The sequence below is a fragment of the Streptomyces musisoli genome (assembly GCF_016741855.1).
Lineage (GTDB): Bacteria > Actinomycetota > Actinomycetes > Streptomycetales > Streptomycetaceae > Streptomyces > Streptomyces musisoli.
The window spans coordinates 65,898-88,130 of the sequence record NZ_JAERRH010000024.1; the positions used below are offsets into that span (position 1 = coordinate 65,898).

At 71.0% G+C, this 22,233-nt stretch carries 15 protein-coding genes; 10 read left to right on the forward strand and 5 right to left on the reverse strand.

The window, feature by feature from the left end; genetic code table 11:
- Positions 1 to 8 precede the first annotated feature (8 nt).
- The gene (locus JK361_RS35535) at positions 9 to 2,597 is read left to right on the forward strand and encodes a SpoIIE family protein phosphatase (RefSeq protein WP_201826318.1); all 2,589 of its coding nucleotides are present in this window, start codon (positions 9 to 11) and stop codon (positions 2,595 to 2,597) included.
- A 413-nt stretch (positions 2,598 to 3,010) separates the two neighbouring features.
- Here JK361_RS35535 and JK361_RS41720 read toward each other — a convergent pair whose 3' ends face one another.
- Entirely contained in the window at positions 3,011 to 4,903 is a 1,893-nt protein-coding gene (locus tag JK361_RS41720; protein ID WP_307787403.1) for a hypothetical protein, read from the reverse strand.
- Between the two features lie 620 nt (positions 4,904 to 5,523).
- On the opposite strand from JK361_RS41720, the gene JK361_RS35545 reads away from it, so the two are divergent.
- Both JK361_RS35545 and JK361_RS35550 read left to right on the forward strand, forming a co-directional pair.
- Positions 5,524 to 6,567, forward strand: coding sequence for a hypothetical protein (locus JK361_RS35545; RefSeq protein WP_307787404.1), 1,044 nt, complete (start codon positions 5,524 to 5,526; stop codon positions 6,565 to 6,567).
- A 28-nt stretch (positions 6,568 to 6,595) separates the two neighbouring features.
- Positions 6,596 to 7,576 carry a phosphotransferase gene (locus JK361_RS35550; protein ID WP_201826320.1) on the forward strand — a complete coding sequence of 327 codons (981 nt, stop codon included), beginning with the start codon at positions 6,596 to 6,598 and terminating at the stop codon, positions 7,574 to 7,576.
- Here JK361_RS35550 and JK361_RS35555 read toward each other — a convergent pair.
- Genes JK361_RS35555 through JK361_RS35570 form a run of 4 tightly spaced genes read right to left on the reverse strand, consistent with a single transcriptional unit; the run spans position 7,557 to position 11,457 of the window.
- Positions 7,557 to 8,327, reverse strand: coding sequence for a succinate dehydrogenase/fumarate reductase iron-sulfur subunit (locus JK361_RS35555; protein WP_201826322.1), 771 nt, complete (start codon positions 8,325 to 8,327; stop codon positions 7,557 to 7,559). The genes JK361_RS35550 and JK361_RS35555 overlap by 20 nt on opposite strands.
- Complete coding sequence (locus JK361_RS35560) at positions 8,324 to 10,294, reverse strand: fumarate reductase/succinate dehydrogenase flavoprotein subunit (RefSeq protein ID WP_201826324.1); 1,971 nt, start codon at positions 10,292 to 10,294, stop codon at positions 8,324 to 8,326. The genes JK361_RS35555 and JK361_RS35560 overlap by 4 nt, the downstream gene beginning before the upstream one ends.
- A 25-nt stretch (positions 10,295 to 10,319) precedes the next feature.
- A complete protein-coding gene (sdhC, locus tag JK361_RS35565; RefSeq protein WP_201826326.1) occupies positions 10,320 to 11,141 on the reverse strand; it encodes a succinate dehydrogenase subunit SdhC in 822 nt (273 codons plus the stop codon).
- A gap of 25 nt (positions 11,142 to 11,166) precedes the next feature.
- Positions 11,167 to 11,457 carry an Rv0250c family protein gene (locus JK361_RS35570; RefSeq protein WP_201826328.1) on the reverse strand — a complete coding sequence of 97 codons (291 nt, stop codon included), beginning with the start codon at positions 11,455 to 11,457 and terminating at the stop codon, positions 11,167 to 11,169.
- Between the two features lie 314 nt (positions 11,458 to 11,771).
- Here JK361_RS35570 and JK361_RS35575 point away from each other — a divergent pair, with 314 nt between their 5' ends.
- The 7 genes from JK361_RS35575 to JK361_RS35605 all read left to right on the forward strand — a co-directional run.
- Positions 11,772 to 14,081, forward strand: coding sequence for an ABC transporter family substrate-binding protein (locus JK361_RS35575; protein WP_201826330.1), 2,310 nt, complete (start codon positions 11,772 to 11,774; stop codon positions 14,079 to 14,081).
- Between the two features lie 132 nt (positions 14,082 to 14,213).
- Positions 14,214 to 16,121 (forward strand): translational GTPase TypA, encoded by a 1,908-nt coding sequence (gene typA, locus JK361_RS35580; protein ID WP_201826332.1) that lies wholly within the window; start codon positions 14,214 to 14,216, stop codon positions 16,119 to 16,121.
- A gap of 565 nt (positions 16,122 to 16,686) precedes the next feature.
- Complete coding sequence (locus JK361_RS35585; protein WP_201826334.1) at positions 16,687 to 17,727, forward strand: ABC transporter permease; 1,041 nt, start codon at positions 16,687 to 16,689, stop codon at positions 17,725 to 17,727.
- A 101-nt stretch (positions 17,728 to 17,828) separates the two neighbouring features.
- A complete protein-coding gene (locus JK361_RS35590) occupies positions 17,829 to 19,622 on the forward strand; it encodes an ABC transporter substrate-binding protein (RefSeq protein ID WP_201826337.1) in 1,794 nt (597 codons plus the stop codon).
- Positions 19,623 to 19,718: 96 nt separating this feature from the next.
- Positions 19,719 to 20,696, forward strand: a complete 978-nt coding sequence (locus JK361_RS35595; RefSeq protein WP_201826338.1) for an ABC transporter permease — start codon at positions 19,719 to 19,721, stop codon at positions 20,694 to 20,696.
- A 15-nt stretch (positions 20,697 to 20,711) separates the two neighbouring features.
- Positions 20,712 to 21,773 (forward strand): ABC transporter ATP-binding protein, encoded by a 1,062-nt coding sequence (locus tag JK361_RS35600; protein WP_201826340.1) that lies wholly within the window; start codon positions 20,712 to 20,714, stop codon positions 21,771 to 21,773.
- 13 nt (positions 21,774 to 21,786) lie between these two features.
- Positions 21,787 to 22,233 (forward strand): ATP-binding cassette domain-containing protein (locus JK361_RS35605; protein WP_201826343.1); only part of this gene is annotated, 447 nt, incomplete at its 3' end.

The window sequence follows — 22,233 nt, forward strand, 5'->3', positions numbered from 1 at the left end:
CGGTTCGCGTGAGCGAGATACCAGCGAAGGCCACGGAGTCCGAGGACCCGTCGGACGGCGCGAGGAGTCAGGCCGCGGAGGCTGCCGCGGCGCCCGGCGACGCCATGTGGCAGAGCAGTCCGCCCGGTTCGATCTACGACTACATCAGGGTCGCGTCCTTCTCCATCAGTCCCGGCGGGCTCGTCGACCAGTGGAGCCTGCGCGCCGAGCAGCTCTTCGGCATCCCCGCCGCACGCGCCGTCGGCATGGACCCCATAGAGGCTTTCATCGACCCCGATCTGCGCGGCCGCGGGCAGCGGAAGATGGCCGAAATCCTCGACGGGCGCGAGTGGACCGGCGTGGTGCCCTTCCGGATGCCGGACCGGCCGGACGGCTCGCGTGGCGAGGAGGGGCTGGCCGAGGTCTACGTCATGCCGACGCGCACCGCGGAAGGCGACAAGGCCGCCGTCTGCATCGTCGTGGACGTCCGCACGCTGCGCAGCATCGAGACCGATCTCGCCGCCTCCCAGGCGATCTTCGGCCAGTCCCCCTTCGGATTCCTGCTGATCGACACCGACTTGCGGGTCCGCCGGGCCAACATGCGGTTCGCCTCCATCTTCGGCGGCACCCCGGACGACCACCGGGGCAAGGGAGTTCACGACTATCTGCCGCGCGGCGAGGCCGATCGGGTTTCGGCCACCCTGCGACGGGTGCTGGAGTCCGGCGAGTCCATCACCGACATGCACGTCACCGGATTCGTCCCGGGCTCCGAGGAGCGCCGGCACTGGTCCGTCAACCTGTACCGCGTGCACAGCGGCAGCGGCCGGCCCATCGGCATCGCCTGGCTCGGCACCGACATCACCGCCCGCCGGGCCGCGGCCCGCGAGGCCGCCGCCGCCCGGCGCAACCTGGCGCTGCTCAACGAGGCCGGTGCCCGCATAGGGAACTCGCTCGACCTGGAGACCACGGCCCGCGAACTCCTCGACGTGGTCGTCCCCGGCTTCTGCGACCTGGCCACCGTCGACCTCTACCAGGGCCTGCTGGCCGGCGACGAGACCCCGCCCGGTCTCGCCGACGGCAGCGCCGAACTGCGCCGCGTCGCCTTCGCCAGCGCCGTCTCCGGCGCCCCGTTCCTCGGGTCCGGGCAGCCCGTCGATGTCGGCGCGGTCCACCACTTCCCGTTCAACTCGCCCTGCGCGGACGCCCTGCGCACGGCCCGCCCGCAGCACGTGCCCGCCGAGGAGGGCGGGCTCGTGCAGTCCACGCTGGCCGTGCCGATGGTCGCCCACGACACGGTCGTGGGACTCGCGCAGTTCTCCCGTACGAAGGGCAGCGAGCCGTTCGGCGAGCGGGACCGGGACCTCGCGGTCGAGCTGGCCGCGCGCGCCGCCGTCTGCATCGACAACGCGCGCCTCTACCGCAGGGAACACGAACGGGCGCTGATACTGCAACGGTCCCTGCTCCCGCCGGGCGACCCCGAGGCGTCCGGCCTGGACATCGCCTGCCGCTACCTGCCCGGCAACGCGGCGACGGAGGTGGGCGGCGACTGGTTCGACGTCATCGAACTCCCCGGCCACCGTACGGCGCTGGTCGTCGGGGACGTGATGGGCCGGGGCCTGCGCGCGGCGGTGGCGATGGGCGAACTCCGCACGGCCGTACGCACCCTGGCGCTGCTCGACCTGGAACCGGCCGAGGTGCTGTCGGCGCTGGACGAGATCGCGCGCGGACTCGGCACGCCGGGCGGTGTCCAGCAGGCCACCCGTACCGCCCGTCAGCCCCGGGACGCCGACCTCTCCGAGGTGTACCTGGCGACGTGCGTGTACGCCGTGTACGACTCCGTCACCAGACGATGTACGTTCGCCAACGCCGGCCATCTGCCGCCGGTCCTCGTCGAGCCCGGCGAGGCGGCGCTGATGCTGGACGTGCCGCCCGGCATGCCGCTCGGCGTGGGGGGCGAGCCGTTCGAGGATGTCGAGGTCGAACTGCCGGAGGGCGCGCTGCTGGCCCTCTACACGGACGGCCTGGTCGAATCCCGCGACCATCCGCTGGACGAGGGCCTCCAGGCCTTCGTGGGCGCGCTGACGGATCCCTCCAGGCCCCTGGAGGACGTCTGCGACCACGTCCTCAACACCCTCGACACCCACCACGGCGAGGACGACATCGCCCTGCTGATGGCCCGTGTGCAGGGACTGCCCGCCGACTCCGTGGGCGACTGGACCCTGCCCCGCGAGCCGCGCAGTGTGGGCCGGGCCCGTGAGTACGCCCGCGGCCGGCTTCAGTCCTGGGACCTGGAGCCGCTGGTCGACACGACGGAGCTGCTGGTCAGCGAGCTGGTGACGAACGCGCTGCGGTACGGGGAGGGGGACATCCGGCTACGGCTGCTGCTGGACCGCACGCTGGTCTGCGAGGTGTGGGACTCCGGGCTGGTCCAGCCGCGGCGCCGGCGGGCCCGGGACACCGACGAGGGCGGACGGGGGCTCCAGTTGGTCGGACTGCTCAGCGCGGCCTGGGGCTCCCGGCGGACGCCGCGCGGCAAGACGGTGTGGTTCGAACTGCCCCTGCCGGGCGGCGAGGGCGGCCTCACCGACCCGGCCGAAGCCCTACTGAGCCTCTTCTGACCCCGCCCCACCCGCCACACCGCCCACCCACCCGCCCTCGACTTTCCTGGGCTCGTCTGCGCCGTCCATCCACCCGCCCTCGACTCGTCTGGGCCCGTCCGCGCCGCTCAGCTGCTGTGGTTGCTCGTCTGCGCCGTCCAGCTGCTGTGGTTGCTTGTCTGGGCTCGTCCGCGCCGTCCATCCACCCGCCCTCGACTCGCCTGGGCTCGTCCGCGCCGTCCACCTGTCCGGCCAATCGCCTTGGGCTGTCGACTCCTTCCCACTCGGGCTGACACACCCGGCTCGTCCACTTGGCCCGGCCCACCGCCCCGGTTACTCACGCCGGCGACCCGCCCGACTCGGGTGCCGAGAAACGCCGGGAGGGATCGTCCCGGTCTGCCGAGTGGTGGGCTCGTCGAAGGCGGGGGCGTCGGTCAGGCGTGGTGGCGGGAGCGGGTACGGGGGCCGCCGAAGCCGGCCGGGGGACCGCCGTCCGCCTCCTCGGCCAGCAGGATGCCGCCGAGCACCGCACCGGCGAACCCGGCCCTGTCCGCACCGGTACCGGCGAGCCCGGTCGTGTCCCCTGTGGCCCCCACATAAGGGGTGCCGTGCGCCCGTACGTCCCGCTCGGCCAGTTCCCGGGCCTCCCCGGCCACGGCATCGGCCCGGCCGGCGTTCCCCGCTCCCAGCTCCCGTACCGCCTCCGCCAGCCGCGCCCGGGCCTCCGCGTCCACCGCCCCCCGGTGCACCCCGACGAACTCCTCCGCCCCGGCCACGGAACTCCGCGCCACGAGCAGCGCCGCGGTGTCGGGCACCCCGGAGCCGGCCCCCTCCAGCCGCTCGACGGCGCGGGTGATCCGGCGCAGCGCGTCCATCGGGTCGTACGCCCCGCCGCTCAGCTCCGCGCGCACCGCGGCCAGCACGCCGTCGACGTGGGCCAGCCGGGCGTGCAGCTCACCCGGGGTCAGTGAGGTCCCCTCGGCCCCGCCGCGCACGCGGGCCAGGTCCGCCTCCGCACCGGCCGACACGGCCGGCACCAGTTCGGCCGCCTCCCGCAACTGCGCGGCGAGCCGTTCCACCCCGCCCACCAGCACCCCGGCCTGGGCCACCGCGCCCTCACCTGCGCGCAGCTGCCGCGCGGCCCGCCGCGAGTCGCCCGCGTCGGCGGCCTGGCGGGCGGCGTTGAGCCGGGCGGTGGCGAACACCAGCCGGTCCTTGGCCTGTTCGACAAAGCCCGTGACGGAACCGGCGGCAGAGGGCGCGTACGACTCGTGGAGGGCCGCCAGGGTGCGCTGCGCCGTCACCACCCGCGCCGCCAGCTCCCGGAACCGTCCCTCGGCCACCAGCAGCGCCCCGCCGATCCCCCCCACCGCCACCGCCGGCGCCGCACCGGTTCCTTCCCCGGCCACCTCCGGCACCGCGTCGCCCCGCTTCTTCGCCACTCCCGGCGTCGCGCTGCCCAGCTCCTTCGCCACTTCCGGCGTCGCGCCGACTTCTTCCTTCACCGCTTCCGGCGCCGCGTCGGCCCGCTCCTTCGCCACTTCCGGCGCCGCGTCGGCCCGCTCCTTCGCCGCCTCCGGACCCGCTCCGGCTCCTCCCACGTCCGCGGCGTGTACATCCGCGTCCGCGCTCGCGACGCGCCCTTCCCCGCCGGCGCCCGGTTCGTCCGCGACGAACCCCCGCATCCGATCCAGCGCCGCGGACTCCGCGTCCAGCCGGCGCCCCGCCTCCGCGCACCGGCCGATCACCCCGGCCAGCGCCTGGCGGCGGGCGCTCGCCTCCTCCGGTACGCCGGCCTCGTACTGCCGCCAGATCGCGAACGCCGCCGACAGCTCGGTCTCGGCGGCCCGCAGCGCCTGTGTGAACGGCTCGGTCCACTTGTCCCCGAACCGCTCCCGGACGAAGGAGAGTTCCTCCCGGCTGGACCGCACGCAGTCGTCGGCCAGGCGCAGTGCCGCCCGGGCCTGCCGTTCGGAGTCGGTCGGGCTGGGCACGCGCGGGTGTGCCGAGACGGTTCCCGGGGTGGTCCGGGTGCGGGCCCGCCGGGTGCGCCGTACATAGCCGTATCCGGCCAGCGCCACGGCCGCGACCCCGGCGACGAGCGGCATCACGAGGTCGGCCGCCGACGTCCCGTCCTGCAGCGGGGCGGCGGCGCTCGCCACCGCGCCGACCGGAGCCGCGGGAACCGGATCATGGGCTTCGACCGTCATCACCGGCAACGCCAGCCACCCGGCCCCCGCCAGGGTGCCCAGCACGGCATGCGCCACCCGCATCCGTATGTGTGCCGTGGCACGCCGGGGCCGGCCCCGGATCAGGGAGGACGTCACATTTCGGAGCGTATGGGCAGGTAGACGGCTCCGCGAGCGGGGCGGATACGGGTGGGGGAGCAGGCGCACAGGGGGGCGGAATGGACGAGAACCGGACGGACGACGGCCGGGAGAAGCAGAACCGAGCCGGCGAGAACCGGACCGACGAGAATCGGGCCGGCGAGAACCGGACCGACGACAACGGGACCGACGGGAACCGGGCGGAGGAAGACCGGGCGGAGCAGAGCCGGGCCGGTGAAAACCGGACGGGGGCAGACCGGGCGGAAGAAGGCCGGACGGACGACGGCCAGGCGGCACAGAGCCGAGCCGACGAAGACCGGACGGAGGAAGTCCAGGCGGACGAGATCCAGACGGACGGAAGCCCGACGGAAGCAGACCGCACGCACGCGGACCGCACGGACGGAAGCCAGCCGGGCCCAGACCGGTCGGACACGGACTCGACGCACGCGGACCCGACGAAAGCCAACCCGGCGGAAGCGGACCCGACGAAACCGGACCCGGCGGACGCGGACCCGACGGAAGCCGACCCGGCGCACGCAGACCCGGCAGACGCGGACCCGGCGCACGCGGACCCGGCGCACGCGGACCCGGCGGGCGTGGATCGGTCCGGTGTTGGGGAGGTGGCCGTCGGCCGTCCGGTTCCGGCGTCGAAGCCCCGCTCCCTACGGCGGCGGATCCTCCGGCTCACCACCGCCGTCCTCGCCCTCCTCCTGCTCCCGGTCCTCACCGCCGAGACGGCCCTCCGCCTCAACTACACCGGCGACCCGGCCCCCGGCACCCGCACCCGGCACCAGGACGCCCTCTGGCTGGGCCACGCCTGGGTGGACGGCCGGAAGACCGACCGGGACGTCAAGGCCCTCGCCCGCCGGCTGCGCGCCACCGGCATCCGGGACCTCTACGTCCACTCGGGTCCCCTGGAGCACGACGGCACCCTCCCCGCGTCGGACTACCCCAAGGCGCGGTGGCTGATCACCGCCGTCCACCGGGAACTGCCGGACGTCCGCGTGCAGGCCTGGCTCGGGGACAAGCTGGCCGGCGAAGGCCCCGACGGGCTGCGCCTGGACCGCCCGGCCACCCGCACCGCGATCCTCGCCTCCACCCGCGCCGTCCTCGCCGCCGGCTTCCAGGGCGCGCACTTCGACCTGGAGCCCCTGCACTCCGGCGACCGCGACTACCTCCGCCTCCTCGACGACCTGCGCCGGCTCACCCACGCCCGGGGCGCCGTCCTCTCCGTCGCCGCCCACCAGATCGACCCGCTGCCGGCCTTCCACTCCTTCTGGGGCACCACCACCGGCCACCCCAAGTGGTGGTCGCAGGCGTACTTCGGGCAGGTGGCCCGCCGCGTGGACCAGATCGCCGTCATGTCGTACGACACCATGCAGCCGCTCCAGAGTCTGTACGGCGGTTATGTGGCCCAGCAGACCAGTCTCGCCCTGGAGGTCACCCCGGACGGCACCGACCTGCTGATGGGCCTGCCCTTCTACCACGAGAACCGGTTCGGCCACTGGGCGCACGCCGAGACCGTCCCGGCCGCCGTGCGCGGCGTCCGCCTCGGCCTGTCCCGCACGGACGCCGGCCGCGCCCGCTTCGGCGTCGCCCTGTACGTCGACTTCGCGGCCACGGAGGAGGACTGGCGGGCCTACCGGGAGAACTGGGTCCGCTGACCGGGGCCGCTGCGCCAGACTGGGTCCGGTGACCCCCGTACGACAGCACCGGACCGTCGCCGACCTGGCGCCCCTCGCCCGCGCCGCCCTGGGCCGCCACCGCACCCTGGCGGCCGTCACCCGGCTGCGCGGCGGCTCCAAGAAGGGCGTCTACCGGCTCCACCTCGACGATTCCCGCACCGCCGTCGCCTACGTCTGGTCGCCGGACGAGGACTACTGGGACCAGCCCGACGCCGACCCCCGCGACCCCTTCTCCCACGCCTCCGGACTCGGCCTGTTCACCGCCTCCCACGACCGCCTCGCGGCCGTCGGTGTCCGCACCCCGCGCCTGCTCCACGTGGACGAGGCGGCGGGCGCGGCCGTCGTCGAGGACCTGTCCGGCGGCAGTCTGGAAGAGGCCCTGCGCCGGGACCCGGACGCGGCCGGCCCGGCGCTGCGGCAGCTCGCCGAGGCCCTGCGTCTGCTGCGCGACTGCCGCTCCGCCGGCCACGGCAAGGTCGCCCTGGTCGACCGCGGCGGCACCGCGTACGGCGATTCCTGCGCCCGGCTCGTCACCGAGCGCGCCCTGTCCGACATCGCCGAGACCGCGCTGCGCGACCCGCGTGCGGCCGCCGCCCGGGCGCGGCTGGAGGAAGGGGTGCGCTCACTGGCCGGCGAGGTGCGGCCGCGCGCCGGGCACGGCCTCGTCCACGGCGAACTCGGGCCGGACCACGTCCTGCTGGACGACGCGGGCCGGCCCGCCCTGATCGACATCGAAGGGCTGATGTACTTCGACCCCGAATGGGAGCACGTCTTCCTGCGGCTGCGCTTCGGCCCGCACTACGCCGGCCTGCGCGCCCCCGGGCTGGACGAGGACCGGCTGCGGCTGTACCGGCTGGCGATGCACCTGAACCTCGTCGCCGGTCCGCTGCGGCTGCTCGACGGGGACTTCCCGCGACCGGAGTTCATGCGCGGCATCGCGGAGTACAACCTGGGGCAGGCGCTGTCCCTCACGGGGTGCGCCTCCTGATCTTCGAGCCCAGCCACACCAGCGGGTCGTACTTGCGGTCGACCGCCCGTTCCTTCATGGGGATCAGGGCATTGTCGGTGATCTTGATGCCCTCGGGGCAGACCTCCGTGCAGCACTTGGTGATGTTGCAGTAGCCGAGGCCGTGCTCGTCCTGGGCGGTGCGCCCGCGGTCCAGGCCCCTCTCGGCGGCCGCGTCCAGCGGATGCATGTCGAGTTCGGCGATCCGCATCAGGAACCGCGGCCCCGCGAACGCCTGCTTGTTCTCCTCGTGGTCGCGCACCACATGGCAGGTGTCCTGGCACAGGAAGCACTCGATGCACTTGCGGAACTCCTGCGAGCGGTCCACGTCCTCCTGGGCCATGCGGTACTCGCCCGGACCCAGCCCGGCGGGCGGCACGAAGGCCGGGACCTCCCGTGCCTTCTGGTAGTTGAAGCCGACGTCCGTCACCAGGTCCCGGATCACCGGGAAGGCCCGCAGCGGGGTGATCGTGATCGTCTCGGCGCGGTCGAAGACCGACATGCGGGTCATGCACATCAGCCGCGGGCGGCCGTTGATCTCCGCCGAGCAGGAACCGCACTTGCCCGCCTTGCAGTTCCAGCGCACGGCCAGGTCGGGGGCCTGGGTGGCCTGGAGGCGGTGGACGATGTCCAGGACCACCTCGCCGTCGTTCACCTCGACCGTGAAGTCCCGCAGGCCGCCGCCCTGTTCGTCGCCCCGCCACACCTTGAGGCGGGCTTCGTAGCTGCTCACTCGTACAGCTCCTCTTCGGCGAGGTACTTGACCAGCTCCTCCTTCTCGAAGAGGGCGAGCAGGTCCGGGCGGATGGGGTCGGTGGTCTCGCGGGTGAGCCGGATCTGGCCCCGGGCGGGGTCGGTCGCCGCGAGGCCGCCGGTGGGGTCGGCGAGGGCGCAGAGCAGGCTCACATTGCGCCAGGCGCGGTCCATCGTCGGATGGTCCTCGCGGGTGTGCCCGCCGCGCGACTCGGTGCGCTCCAGCGCGGCCCGGGCCACGCACTCGCTGACCAGCAGCATGTTCCTGAGGTCCAGGGCGAGGTGCCAGCCGGGGTTGAACTGGCGGTGGCCCTCCACGCCGGCCCGGCGGGCCCGCACCCGCAGTTCGGCGAGCTTGTGCAGGGCCTGCTCCATCTCACCCTCGCGGCGGATGATGCCGACCAGGTCGTTCATCGCCTGCTGGAGTTCCTGGTGCAGGGTGTAGGCGTTCTCCGGCGGGCCCGCCTCGCCCTCCCTCTCCGCGGAGAAGGGGCGCAGCGCCTCCGCCGCGGCCATGTCGATCTGGCTGTCGTCCACCGGTGGGCGCCGTCCTGCCGACGCCTCGGCGTACTCGGCCGCGTGCCAGCCGGCCCGGCGGCCGAACACCAGCAGGTCGGAGAGGGAGTTGCCGCCGAGCCGGTTGGAGCCGTGCATGCCGCCCGCCACCTCGCCGGCCGCGTACAGGCCCGGCACCCCGCGCGCCGCCGCCGTGTCCGAGTCGACCGCGACGCCGCCCATCACGTAGTGGCAGGTCGGTCCGACCTCCATCGCCTCCGCGGTGATGTCGACGTCCGCCAGCTCCTTGAACTGGTGGTACATGGACGGCAGCCGGCGCCGGATCACCTCGGCGGGCATGCGGGTGGAGACGTCGAGGAACACCCCGCCGTGCGGTGAGCCCCGGCCCTCCTTCACCTCGGCGTTGATCGCGCGGGCCACCTCGTCGCGGGGGAGCAGCTCCGGCGGCCGGCGGTTGTTGTCGGGGTCCTCGTACCACCGGTCGGCCTCCTCCTCCGACTCGGCGTACTTCTCCTTGAAGACGTCCGGGATGTAGTCGAACATGAACCGCTTGCCCTCGGAGTTCATGAGCACCCCGCCGTCGCCGCGCACCGACTCGGTGACGAGGATGCCCTTCACCGAAGGCGGCCAGGCCATGCCGGTGGGGTGGAACTGCACGAACTCCATGTTCATCAGCGGTGCGCCCGCCAGCAGCGCCAGCGCGTGGCCGTCGCCCGTGTACTCCCAGGAGTTGGAGGTGACCTTGAAGGACTTGCCGATGCCGCCGGTCGCGAGGACCACGGCGGGCGCCTCCAGGACGAAGAAGCGGCCGCTCTCCCGCTCGTAGGCGAAGACGCCCGAGACCCTCCCCGGGCCCTCGGCCGGGGTGCCCCCCGTCCCGCTCGGCCCGCCGTCCTTCAGGATCCGGGTGACCGTGCACTCCTGGAAGACCTTCAGCCGGGACTCGTACTCCCCGGTCTCCTCGAAGTCCTCCTGCTGGAGCACGACGATCTCCTGCTGGAGCGTGCGGATCAGTTCCAGGCCGGTGCGGTCGCCGACGTGGGCGAGACGCGGGTACTCGTGGCCGCCGAAGTTCCGCTGCGAGATCCGGCCGTCCTTCGTCCGGTCGAACAGCGCGCCCCAGGTCTCCAGCTCCCACACCCGGTCCGGGGCCTCGTGCGCGAGCAGCTCGGCCATCCGCCACTGGTTCAGGAACTTGCCGCCGCGCATCGTGTCGCGGAAGTGCACCTGCCAGGAGTCACGCTCGTTGACGTTGGCCATGGCCGCCGCGATGCCGCCCTCGGCCATCACCGTGTGCGCCTTGCCGAACAGGGATTTGCAGATCACCGCCGTACGGGCACCCCGCTCGCGCGCCTCGATCGCGGCCCGCAGCCCGGCGCCGCCGGCACCGACCACGACGACGTCCCACTCCTGACGGTCGACCACGGACATCTATCAGTCCCTCTTCACTAGATCACTAGAAGAAGCGCGGATCGTCGAAGGCCCCGGACGCGACCAGGTACACGTAGAAGTCGGCGAGTGCCACGCTCAGCAGCGAGGCCCAGGCCAGCTGCATGTGACGGGCGTTGAGCGTGCCGACGAACCGCCATGCCCGGTAGCGCACGGGGTGCCTGGAGAAATGCTTGAGCTTGCCGCCGACGATGTGCCGGCAGGAGTGGCAGGAGACGGTGTAGGCCCAGATCAGCACGATGTTGGCCAGGAAGACCAGGGTGCCGAGGCCCATGTGCCCCCACCGGTAGTGCTGGTCCCGGAAGGCCAGCACGGTGTCGTACGTCAGCACGCCGGCCACCAGCAGGGCGGCGTAGAAGAAGTACCGGTGGATGTTCTGGAGGATCAGCGGGAAGCGGGTCTCGCCGGTGTACGTGCGGTGCGGCTCGGCCACGGCGCAGGCGGGCGGCGACGCCCAGAAGGCGCGGTAGTACGCCTTGCGGTAGTAGTAGCAGGTCAGGCGGAAGCCGAGCGGGAAGATCAGGATGATGATCGCGGGTGAGATGCCCCACCAGCCGCCGAACAGGCCGGCGTTGGGCCCGGCGTGCATGGTCCGGCAGTTCTCCGCCAGGCAGGGCGAGTAGAACGGCGAGACGTACGGCGCCGCGTAGTAGTCCGCGTTGGCGAAGGCCCGCCAGGTCGAGTAGACGACGAAGGCGAACAGACCGGCCGCGGTGACGGCGGGCGCCAGCCACCAGCGGTCGGTCCGCAGGTGCGGGGCGGCGATCGCGGCGCGCCTGCCGGCGCGTACGCCTCCGGTGTTCTGCTGGGGTTCCGTACCAGTAGCCAAAGGGGACTCCGGTCGGTCGGGGGGTTCAGGGAGCGCGGCGGTCGCGGGCGCCGAGGCCCTCGTCGTCCGAGTCCGTCCACAGACTGATGTCGTAGGGCGCGTCGGAGATGGTGACGAGGTCGGGCCGGTGCGGCGCGGCCGGTGCGGCGGCGGCCTCCCGCAGCAGTGCCAGGCTTTCGCGCAGATGGTCGGCGTCCAGCCGGACCCGACGTATCTCCAGGCCGCCGCCGCCGAGCTGGTGCTCCAGGCGGCCCAGTGACCGGTGCAGTTCGTCGAGACAGCGCTGTACGGCGTTGATGTCGTCGTGCACGGACATGACTTGCCCTCGTTTCCGTGGGTCCGGCGGGCCGTGGGCGGCAACGTTCATGCGCCTTGGAGTGTTGCGCCCCACACCTGCCTATGTGAAGGGATGTGCAGCGATTGGCCGGGGCGTACGGGTGTACCGCCCGGTGTGTTGCGCCGCACGGGTGGGTTTACGGCCTGTTGTCGCCGTGTCGCCCACCGTTGCCGGATCCTTTCCTCTTCAGTGGCCGCATAGATCTGATCAGCTCCATATACCGCCAAACGTGATCAGTTCCATATACCGACAAAAGTGAGCATAAAGCCCGCGGCTCCCCGGAGGTAGCAGAGATGTCCTACGACGGCGTCGGCCCCCATGCGGTCACACCGGGGCAGCACCCCCATGGGGCGCGGGCCCGCATCGGCGAGCGGCCCCTGCGCGGCGCGCTGCCGCCCTCGGCCCCGCCGCGGACACAGGACGGCACGGCACCGCCCTCCCGGCCGCGCCACCTGCGGCGGAGCCTCGCCTTCCTCACCGCCGGCGCGCTCGCCGTGCCGCTGCTCTCCGGCTGCGGCTCCGACGAGGAGCCCAGCAAACCCCTCGCCGGGCAGGACATCGCCCCGGTCGCCCGGGACCTGGTCGCCGACGGCGGCACCCTGAAGTGGGCCGTGGACGCCCTGCCGGAGACCCTGAACACCTTCCAGGCCGACGCCGACGCCGGCACCGGCCGGGTCGCCCAGGCCGTGCTGCCCTCGATGTTCCGGCTCGACGCGAACGGCCGCCCGGTGGCCGATCCCGCCTACCTGGAGTCGGCCAAGGTCATCGAGACCGAGCCGCGCCAGGTCGTGCTGTACAAGCTGAACCAGCAGGCCGTCTGGAGCGACGGACGGGAGATCGGCGCCGCCGACTTCGTGGCCCAGTGGCGCGCCCTGTCCGGAAAGAACGGCGCCTACTGGACCGCCCGCAACGCCGGCTACGACCGCATCGCCGGGATCGAGCGCGGCGACAGCGACCTCCAGGTCCGGGTCACCTTCTCCCGGCCCTACGCCGACTGGCGGTCCCTGTTCTCCCCGCTGTACCCGAAGGACGTCATGGGCACCCCGGACGCCTTCAACGACGGCGCCCGCCGCAAGCTGAAGGTCACCGCCGGGCCCTTCAAGGTGGCGAAGGTCGACACCGCCAAGAAGGACGTGGTGCTCACCCGCAACCCGCGCTGGTGGGGCAGGCCCGCCAAGCTGAACGAGATCGTGCTGCACGCCGTGGCCCGCGACAAGCGCGCCGCCGCACTCGCCGACGGCAGCGCGGACCTCGCCGAGATCGACTCCACCGACGCCCAGCGGATCGGGCTCGCCAACCGCGAGAAGGGCACCGGCACCCCGCTGCAGGGCGCGGGCCGGAAGTCGGTGAAGAAGCTGCGCTCCTGGGCGCTCGCGCACGGCTTCGACTCCGACGAGGTGCACGCAGGCAAGAAGAAGCTCGGCAAGGCCATCGCCCGGTACCTGGAGCAGCAGCAGGCGCTGCGTGACGTCGAGGTCCGCAAGTCCCTGGAGCCGGCCTACACCCAGCTCGCCCTCAACGGCTCCACGGGCCCCCTCGCCGACGAACGGGTCCGCCGGGCCGTCGCCCGCGCCCTGGACCGCACGGAACTGGCGCGGCTGGTCCTCACCCCGCTGGGACTGCCCGCCGTCCCGGTCGGCAGCCACCTCGCCCTGTCCGGGCAGGCCGCCTACGCCGACAACAGCGGCGCCCTCGGCGACCAGAACCCGCAGGAGGCCCAGGCACTGCTCGCCGACGCCGGCTGGGTGCGCGGCGGCCCGCTCAAGGAGCAGAAGAAGGGGGAGAAGGCGGCCGGCCCCGAGAGCCACGGCAAGGACGTGTCCAACGGCGGCAAGGACGGCGAGTACATCGTCGGGGAGGACGACAAGGACCGCGAGGGCGGCCGCGACGGCAAGGGCAAGCACCACGAGAGCCCCGACGGTGGAAGCGAGCACACCGACCGGGACCTCGCGCAGGAGGGCAAGCACGGCGGCGCGCCCGGCGCGTACGCGCCCAAGGGCACGGCCGCACCGGCCGCCGCGCCGGCCGGGCCGCTCGCCAAGGACGGCAAGCCGCTCGCGCTGCGCTTCGTCCTGCCCTCCGGGCCCGGCTCGGACACCCTGAACTCGGTCGCCGAGCGGATCTCCGCGATGCTGGAGCAGGTCGGCATCCGCGCGACGATCACCAAGGTCTCGGACGAGAGCTACTTCAAGGACCACATCGCCGCCGGCGACTACGACCTTGCCCTGTACTCCTGGCCCTCCTCCGCCTTCCCGGCGACCGACGCCCGGCCCGTCTACGCCAAGCCCGTGCCGGCGGCGGACGGCTCGGTGAACGTCGAGCAGAACTACACGCGGGTCGGTACGGACCAGGTCGACCAGCTCTTCGACGAGGCCGCGACCACACTGGACGAGGACGAGGCGCGGGATGTGATCAGAAAGGCGGACTCCCGCATCTGGGCCGCCGCCGGCTCGATCCCGCTCTACCAGCGCCCCCAGCTGGTGGCGGCACGGAAGAACCTGGTCAACGCGGGGGCCTTCGGATTCCAGACGCCGGTGTACGAGGACATGGGTTTTCTGAAGAAGGGGTCGGCGGCGGTCACGGCGAGCCCGAGCAAGGGGTAAGGCGGCCCGGCGAGCCCCGACTGCGAAGCCCACGTACCATGGGGTGAGGCCGTGGCGTGTCCAGCCCGGCAGGGCCCGCGCGACACGGACGTACGCGCAGGGCAGTCCTCAACTCCGGGAGTACGCCACACCATGGCCACGCGCCACGACATCCGCAACGTCGCCATCGTCGCCCACGTCGACCACGGCAAGACCACCATCGTCGACGGCATGCTGAAGCAGGCCGGTGCCTTCGCCGCCCACCAGCTCGACCAGGTCGACGATCGGGTCATGGACTCGAACGACCTGGAGCGTGAGAAGGGCATCACGATCCTCGCCAAGAACACGGCGGTGAAGTACCACCCCAAGGACGGCGGGGAACCGATCACCATCAACATCATCGACACCCCCGGCCACGCCGACTTCGGCGGCGAGGTCGAGCGCGGTCTGTCGATGGTCGACGGCGTCGTGCTGCTCGTGGACGCCTCCGAGGGTCCGCTGCCGCAGACCCGCTTCGTGCTGCGCAAGGCGCTCCAGCAGCGGCTGCCCGTCATCCTGTGCATCAACAAGACGGACCGCCCGGACTCCCGCATCGACGAGGTCGTCAACGAGACCTACGACCTCTTCCTCGACCTGGACGCGGACGAGGAGCAGATCGAGTTCCCGATCGTCTACGCCTGCGGCCGTGACGGCGTCGCCTCGCTGACCAAGCCGGAAGACGGCACGGTGCCGAGCGACTCCACCAGCCTGGAGCCGTTCTTCTCCACGATCCTCGAGCACATCCCGGCCCCGACCTACGACGAGGCCGCCCCGCTCCAGGCCCACGTCACCAACCTCGACGCCGACAACTTCCTCGGCCGTATCGCGCTGCTCCGCGTCGAGCAGGGCGAGCTGCGCAAGGGCCAGACGGTGGCCTGGATCAAGCGCGACGGGTCCATCAGCAACGTCCGCATCACCGAGCTGATGATGACCGAGGCGCTCACCCGCAAGCCCGCCGAGGTGGCCGGCCCGGGTGACATCTGCGCCGTCGCCGGTATCCCGGACATCATGATCGGCGAGACCCTCGCCGACACCGAGAACCCGATCCCGCTCCCGCTGATCACGGTCGACGAGCCCGCGATCTCCATGGTCATCGGCACCAACACCTCCCCGCTGGTCGGCCGCGGCGGCACCGGCAAGGGCGCCGACGCCAAGTCGGCGGTCAAGGACCGCAAGGTCACCGCCCGCCAGGTCAAGGACCGCCTGGACCGCGAGCTGATCGGTAACGTCTCGCTGCGCGTCCTGGACACCGAGCGTCCCGACGCCTGGGAGGTCCAGGGCCGTGGTGAGCTGGCGCTCGCCATCCTGGTCGAGCAGATGCGCCGCGAGGGCTTCGAGCTGACCATCGGCAAGCCGCAGGTCGTCACCAAGGACGTCGACGGCAAGACCTACGAGCCCGTCGAGCGCATGACGATCGACGTGCCCGAGGAACACATGGGTGCCGTCACCCAGCTCATGGGCGTCCGCAAGGGCCGGATGGACAACATGTCCAACCACGGCTCCGGCTGGGTCCGCATGGAGTTCGTCGTTCCGTCCCGTGGTCTGATCGGGTTCCGTACCGAGTTCCTGACCCAGACCCGCGGCACGGGCATCGGCCACTCCATCCACGAGGGCTTCGAGCCCTGGTTCGGCCCGCTCCAGACCCGTAACAACGGCTCGCTGGTCGCCGACCGCGCCGGTGCCGTCACCGCGTTCGCGATGACGAACCTCCAGGAGCGCGGCGTGCTCTTCACGGAGCCGGGCACCGAGGTGTACGAGGGCATGATCGTCGGTGAGAACTCGCGCTCCGACGACATGGACGTGAACATCACCAAGGAGAAGAAGCTCACGAACATGCGGTCCTCGTCGGCCGACTCGTTCGAGGCCATCGTCCCGCCGCGCAAGCTCTCCCTGGAGCAGTCGCTGGAGTTCTGCCGCGACGACGAGTGCGTCGAGGTGACCCCGGAGGCCGTTCGCATCCGCAAGGTCAACCTCGACCAGCGTGAGCGGGCGCGCGCCGCGAGCCGCGCCAAGCACGGCTGATCCTCCGCTCCTTGAGCCCGGGTGCCCCCATGGTGGGGGCACCCGGGCTTTTTGCAACCCGTTTTCCGGTGTCCGATCGCCGGTCATGCGGCGCCAGGTGTCCGGATTGCGGAGATGTCAGACCGATAGCCATGTAACACGTCCGTTTCGCGGCCTTCTGCCGTCGAACAGTTTGTCCACTTTTTGGAAGTTCTTCGCGCCAGCTGTGACTGAATTGAGATTTAAAGACAGTGGTCGCCACCTGACTCATGGCAGATAGTTAGCCGCGTAGCGCTCGGGTCAATGGGTCTCGCGCTGTGGGGACAGCGCCGACTCACGAGCACCAGGGGGTGTCTGACCCTCCGTCAGGGGTGTCGGAGGGAAGACGGTAACCCTCTCCTGTTGGTGAACACGTGAAGTCATGAGGAGGAACCCCCATGCGCGGTGTCACGAACACCAGGTGGGTCGGTCCGTCACGTCCAGCGGTGTGATTCGGCTGTAGAACTACGCGCGTCCTACTGCGGTTTCGCGCGTCCTCGGAGTACCCGGGCACCTCTCACACTTATACCTGTGAAACGGACGAACCGTGACAAGTCCTATCGATATCGGGGGCGGCGGGGCGTCGGTCGTCGTCGACGGCGAACCAGAGCCGGAGACGAAGAGCGAGGCCGTCAAGCTCGCGGGCCGGTCCCCCGGCCAGTTGATGTGGTTGCGTTTCAAGCGCGACCGCACGGGCGTGATCTGCGCCGTGGTGGTGATCTGCTACTTCGTCGTCGCCCTGCTCGCGCCGCTGCTCGTGAAGCTGTCGGGCACCGATCCGTACACCCTGTACGGACAGGACCCCACCTATGCCGACAAGCCCCTGCTCGATGAATTCGGGCTCCCGCTCGGCTACTTGGGGGGCGTCTCGGGCGACCACTGGTTCGGCGTCGAACCGCAGTACGGCCGCGACCTCTTCGCCATGCTGGTGTACGGCATGCGCACCTCGCTGTACATGGCGCTCGGCATCACCGTCCTCATCATGCTGACCGGCGTCGTGATCGGCCTGATCGGCGGATACTTCGGCGGCCGTACGGACTACTGGATCGGCCGCGGCACCGACTTCTTCCTCTCCTTCCCGCAACAGCTGTTCTTCATCGCCTTCATGCCCGTCGTGACGTCGTTCTTCGTGGATCCCCGCGAGGAGACGCCGACCTACTTCCGCGCCCTGGCCATGCTGATCGTGCTGTGGCTGCTGGGCTGGATGGGCATGGCGCGACTCGTGCGGTCCACCGTACTGTCCCTGCGCGAACGGGAGTTCGTGGAGGCCGCCAAGGTGTCGGGCGCCTCGCCGTGGCGGATCGTGCGCAAGGAGATCCTGCCCAACGTCGTCACCCCGATCCTGGTGCAGTTCACGTACCAGTTGCCCAGCACCATCCTCAGCATCGCCTTCCTCTCCTTCGCGGGTGTCGGGTTCGTCGAGCCGACGCCCGACTGGGGACGCCTCTTCGCCGCCGGCGCCCGATACGCCGAGCAGGACCCGGCGTTCATGTTCTTCCCCGGGGTGGCGCTGGTGATCTTCGTCCTGTGCTTCAACCTCCTCGGGGACTCCGTACGGGACGCGTTCGACCCCAAGTCCGGGCGATAGAGCGTCCGTTGGGTGGGGGTGGCTGCCGCCCCCGCCGGCCCGCGCGGCCGGCGCACGGCAGATCTCACGGATAACAAACGACAGGTAGGTGGATTCGCCACATGATGTCTCATCGCGCCCGCGGAGCGCGTGCCGTTGTGATCGCCATCGCGGCCGGCTCCCTTGTTCTCACCGGCTGCTCGAAGAACGAGGGCGGCAAGTCGGGCAAGGACTCCAAGAAGGACCAGAAGGAGGCGGCGGTCCAGTCGAAGGCGGTCACCTACGTCGACGCGGCCGGATCGACCGGACCCGCCAAGGAGGTGCCCGGCGCCAAGCCCGGCGGCACGATCACCGTGTACCAGGAGGCGGGCCTGTCCCACCTGGACCCGGGCCAGATCTATGTCTCCGACGCCGGACAGGTCGCCAACCTGCTCTTCCGCCGCCTGACCCAGTTCCAGGAGGACGACAAGGGCAACGTGTCGGTCGCCGGTGACCTCGCCACCGACTCCGGCAAGCCCTCCGACGGCGGCAAGACCTGGACCTTCACGCTGAAGGACGGCGTCAAGGACGAGAACGGCAACCCCATCACCTCCTCCGACGTCCGGCACAGCGTCGAGCGCCTGTACGCGAAGTTCATCTTCGACGGCCCGACCTACCTCCAGTCCTGGCTGAGCGGCGCCGACTACCGCAAGGCCCTGCCGGGCGGCGGGTACGACGGCAAGCACCTGCCGGCCTCGGTGCTGGACACCCCCGACGACAAGACGGTGGTCTTCCACTTCGACCAGCCGCGCCCGGACCTGCCGCAGACGCTCGCCATGGCCGGCTACGCCGTCGTCCCCGCGAAGGGCGACACCAAGGAGAGATACGAGAAGAAGCCGGTCGCCACCGGTCCGTACAAGGTCGCCGAGAACAAGGTCGGCAAGAGCCTGAAGCTGGTGAAGAACCCCAACTGGGACCCGAAGACCGACTCCGTGCGCCACCAGTACGTCGACGGCTTCGACTTCCAGTTCGGCGTCACCGAGTCCACCCAGACCAAGCGACTGATCGCGGACGAGGGCGACAACAAGAACGCCATCCAGCTCACGGGTGGTGTCGAGGCCACCCAGATCCAGGACGTCATCAACAACCCCGACGCCAGCAAGCGCACGGTCAAGGGCTACCAGCCCTACGTCATGACGCTGACCTTCAACCTCGACCGGGTCAAGGACAAGAAGGTGCGCGAGGCCGTCACCTACGCGGTCAACTCCAAGTCGCTCATCGCCGGTGAGGGCGGTGCCTACGGCGGTGACGTCGCGCCGAACTACTTCGCGCCGACGCTGCCCGGCTACGAGGCGAGCTACGACCCGTACGGCCGGCTGAAGGCCCCGCAGGGCAACATCGCCAAGGCCAAGGAGATCCTCAAGTCCGTCCCGGCCGCCGAGAAGAAGCTCGTCCTCGCCTACGCCAACAGCGAGCCCGGGCAGAAGCGCAAGGTCGCCATCGAGGACGCGCTGACCAAGGTCGGCTTCGACGTGGTCGCCAAGGAGGTCGACGCGGCGAGCTACTACGAGCAGATCGGCAAGCTCAAGAACCCGTACGACATGTACGTCACCGGCTGGGGCCAGGACTGGCCGTCCCCGGGCACGGTCGTCACGCCGATCTACGACGGCTCGCAGGTCTTCGACGGTTCCGCGAACTACTCGCACGTCAAGGACCCGAAGGTCGACGAGCTGATCAAGAAGGCGCTGACCCAGCAGCCGGCCGAGGCCGCCAAGACCTGGAAGGAAGCGCAGCACTACCTGCTGGAGAACGTCATCCCGGCGGCTCCGCTGTGGTACACGAAGCAGTTCCAGCTCTCCGGCTCCAACGTGGGTGGCGCCCGCTACGGCTCGGTGTCCAGCCTCATCGACATCAACCGGCTGTACCTGAAGTCGTGATCCGCGGCTGATGACGGGGGCGCGCCAGGGAACGAGCGCGCCCCCGCCTCCGAGCGCCCCCTACCCACCGTCTCCGCAGAGAGCAGCCAGCCCGCCATGCTTCAGTTCATCATCCGGCGCACGGTCGGCGCCTTCGTCACGCTCTTCCTCATCGGGGCGGCGACGTTCTTCCTCTTCGTGGCCGCACCTTCCGACTACGCCTCCCTGGCCTGCGGCAAGGACTGTTCGCCCCAGCGGCTGGCGGACATCCGGGAAGCCCTCGGCCTCAACCTGCCCCTGGCCCAGCAGTTCTGGGACTTCATGTCCGGCATCGTGACGGGCCGCGACTTCCCCACCGGTCACTGCTCGGCCCCCTGCCTGGGCCAGTCGTTCTACTCGGGGGACATGGTCTGGAGCACCATCATGGACCGGTTCCCGCTGACCCTCACCCTGACCGCCGGCGGTGCGATCGTCTTCCTCGTCGTCGGCGTAGGCGCGGGCATGATCGCCGCCTACCGGCGCGGGACCCTGGTGGACAAGGCCGCCACCGGCGCGTCCATGGTGCTGAGTTCGTTCCAGATCTACTTCCTCGGCCCGGTCGTGCTGACCATCCTCGTCTACGGCACCGGCTGGATGGAGGACCCCAAGTACGTGCCCTTCACCGACGACCCGGTCGGCTGGTTCGTCGGGATGTCGATCCCGGTCTGCGTGATGGCCACGATCTTCACCGCGCAGTACACCCGTATGGCGCGCTCGTCGATGATCGAGCAGCTCGCCGAGGACCATGTGCGCACCGCCCGCGCCAAGGGCATGTCGCGCAAGTACGTCTTCCTGCGCTACGCCTGGCGCGGCTCGCTCATCCCCATCGTCACCGTGCTCGGCATCGACGTCAGCTCCATGCTGGGCGGCGCCGTCGTCACCGAACTGACCTTCTCCCTCCAGGGGATCGGCCGGCTCGCCGTGGACGGCGCGGTCAACAAGGACCTGCCGCTGACCATGGGAGTCATGCTGTTCGGCGCCTTCTTCATCCTGCTCATCAACATCCTGACCGACATCACCTACGCGTGGATCGACCCCCGCATCCGGCTCTCCTAGGAAGAACCAGCCATTGTGACCACACTGACCAAGGCCGAGGGCGCACCGGCCCCGACCGGGCCGGACGGATTCCTCTCGGTCCGCGATCTCCAGGTGACGTTCTCCACCGAGGACGGCCCGGTCAAGGCCGTCGACGGGCTCTCCTTCGACCTGCACCGCGGGAAGACCCTGGGCATCGTGGGCGAGTCGGGTTCGGGCAAGTCGGTCACCAACCTGACGATCCTCGGACTGCACGACCCGCTGTTCACCACCGTCGACGGGGAGATCGTCCTCGACGGCAAGGAACTCATCACCGCCACCGAGCGGGAGATGGAGCGGCTGCGCGGCAACCGGGTGGCGATGATCTTCCAGGATCCGCTGACCGCGCTGTCGCCCTTCTACACCATCGGCCGGCAGATCGCCGAGCCGTACATGAAGCACACGGGCGCCTCGAAGAAGGCCGCCTGGGAGCGTGCCGTGGAGATGCTCGCCAAGGTCGGCATCCCCAACCCCAAGGAGCGCGCCCGGGACTACCCGCACCAGTTCTCCGGCGGTATGCGCCAGCGCGCGATGATCGCCATGGCGCTGGTCTGCGACCCGGACCTGGTGATCGCCGACGAGCCGACCACGGCGCTGGACGTGACGGTGCAGGCCCAGATCCTGGACCTGCTCAAGGACCTCCAGCGGGAGTTCGGCACGGCGATCGTCTTCATCACGCACGACCTCGGTGTCATCGCCGACATGGCCGACGACATCATGGTCATGTACGCCGGGCGCGCGGTCGAGCGCGGCACCGTCGACGAGGTCCTCAGGTCGCCGCAGCACCCGTACACCTGGGGCCTGCTGAACTCCATGCCCCGGCTCGACTCCGACCTCGGCACCCCGCTGTCACCGATTCCCGGTACCCCGCCGAGCCTGCTCACCCCGCCGCCGGGCTGCCGCTTCCACCCCCGGTGCGGTTTCCGGGACCGGGTCGGCGGCGACCGCTGCGCCACCGAGCGCCCCGCGCTGGCACCGGACCGCTCCTCGGCGTGCCACCTGGGCACGGAGGAGAAACGAACCATCTTCGTCGAAGAGATCAGGCCCCGACTGGGCTAGGAGGACAACCGTCATGAAAGAGGACCTGGTCCTTCCCGCCACCCGCGCGGCCGGGGCCGACGCCGCGCGAGAGCCGCTGCTGTCGGTCTCGGGGCTGGTCAAGCACTTCCCGGTCAAGGGCGGCTTCCCCATCAAGCGGACGGTCGGCGCCGTCCAGGCCGTCGACGGCCTGGACCTGACCGTGCACGCGGGGGAGAGCTTCGGCCTGGTCGGCGAGTCGGGCTGCGGCAAGTCGACCACCGGCCGGCTCATCACCCGTCTGCTGGAGCCGACCAGCGGCACGATCACCTACCGCGGCCGGGACATCAGCCACGCGACGCGCAAGCAGCTGGCGCCGATCCGCTCCGAGATCCAGATGATCTTCCAGGACCCGTACTCGTCGCTGAACCCGCGGCAGACGGTCGGCAAGATCATCTCGGGTCCGATGGAGATCAACGGCGTCGACCCGGCCGGGGGCCGG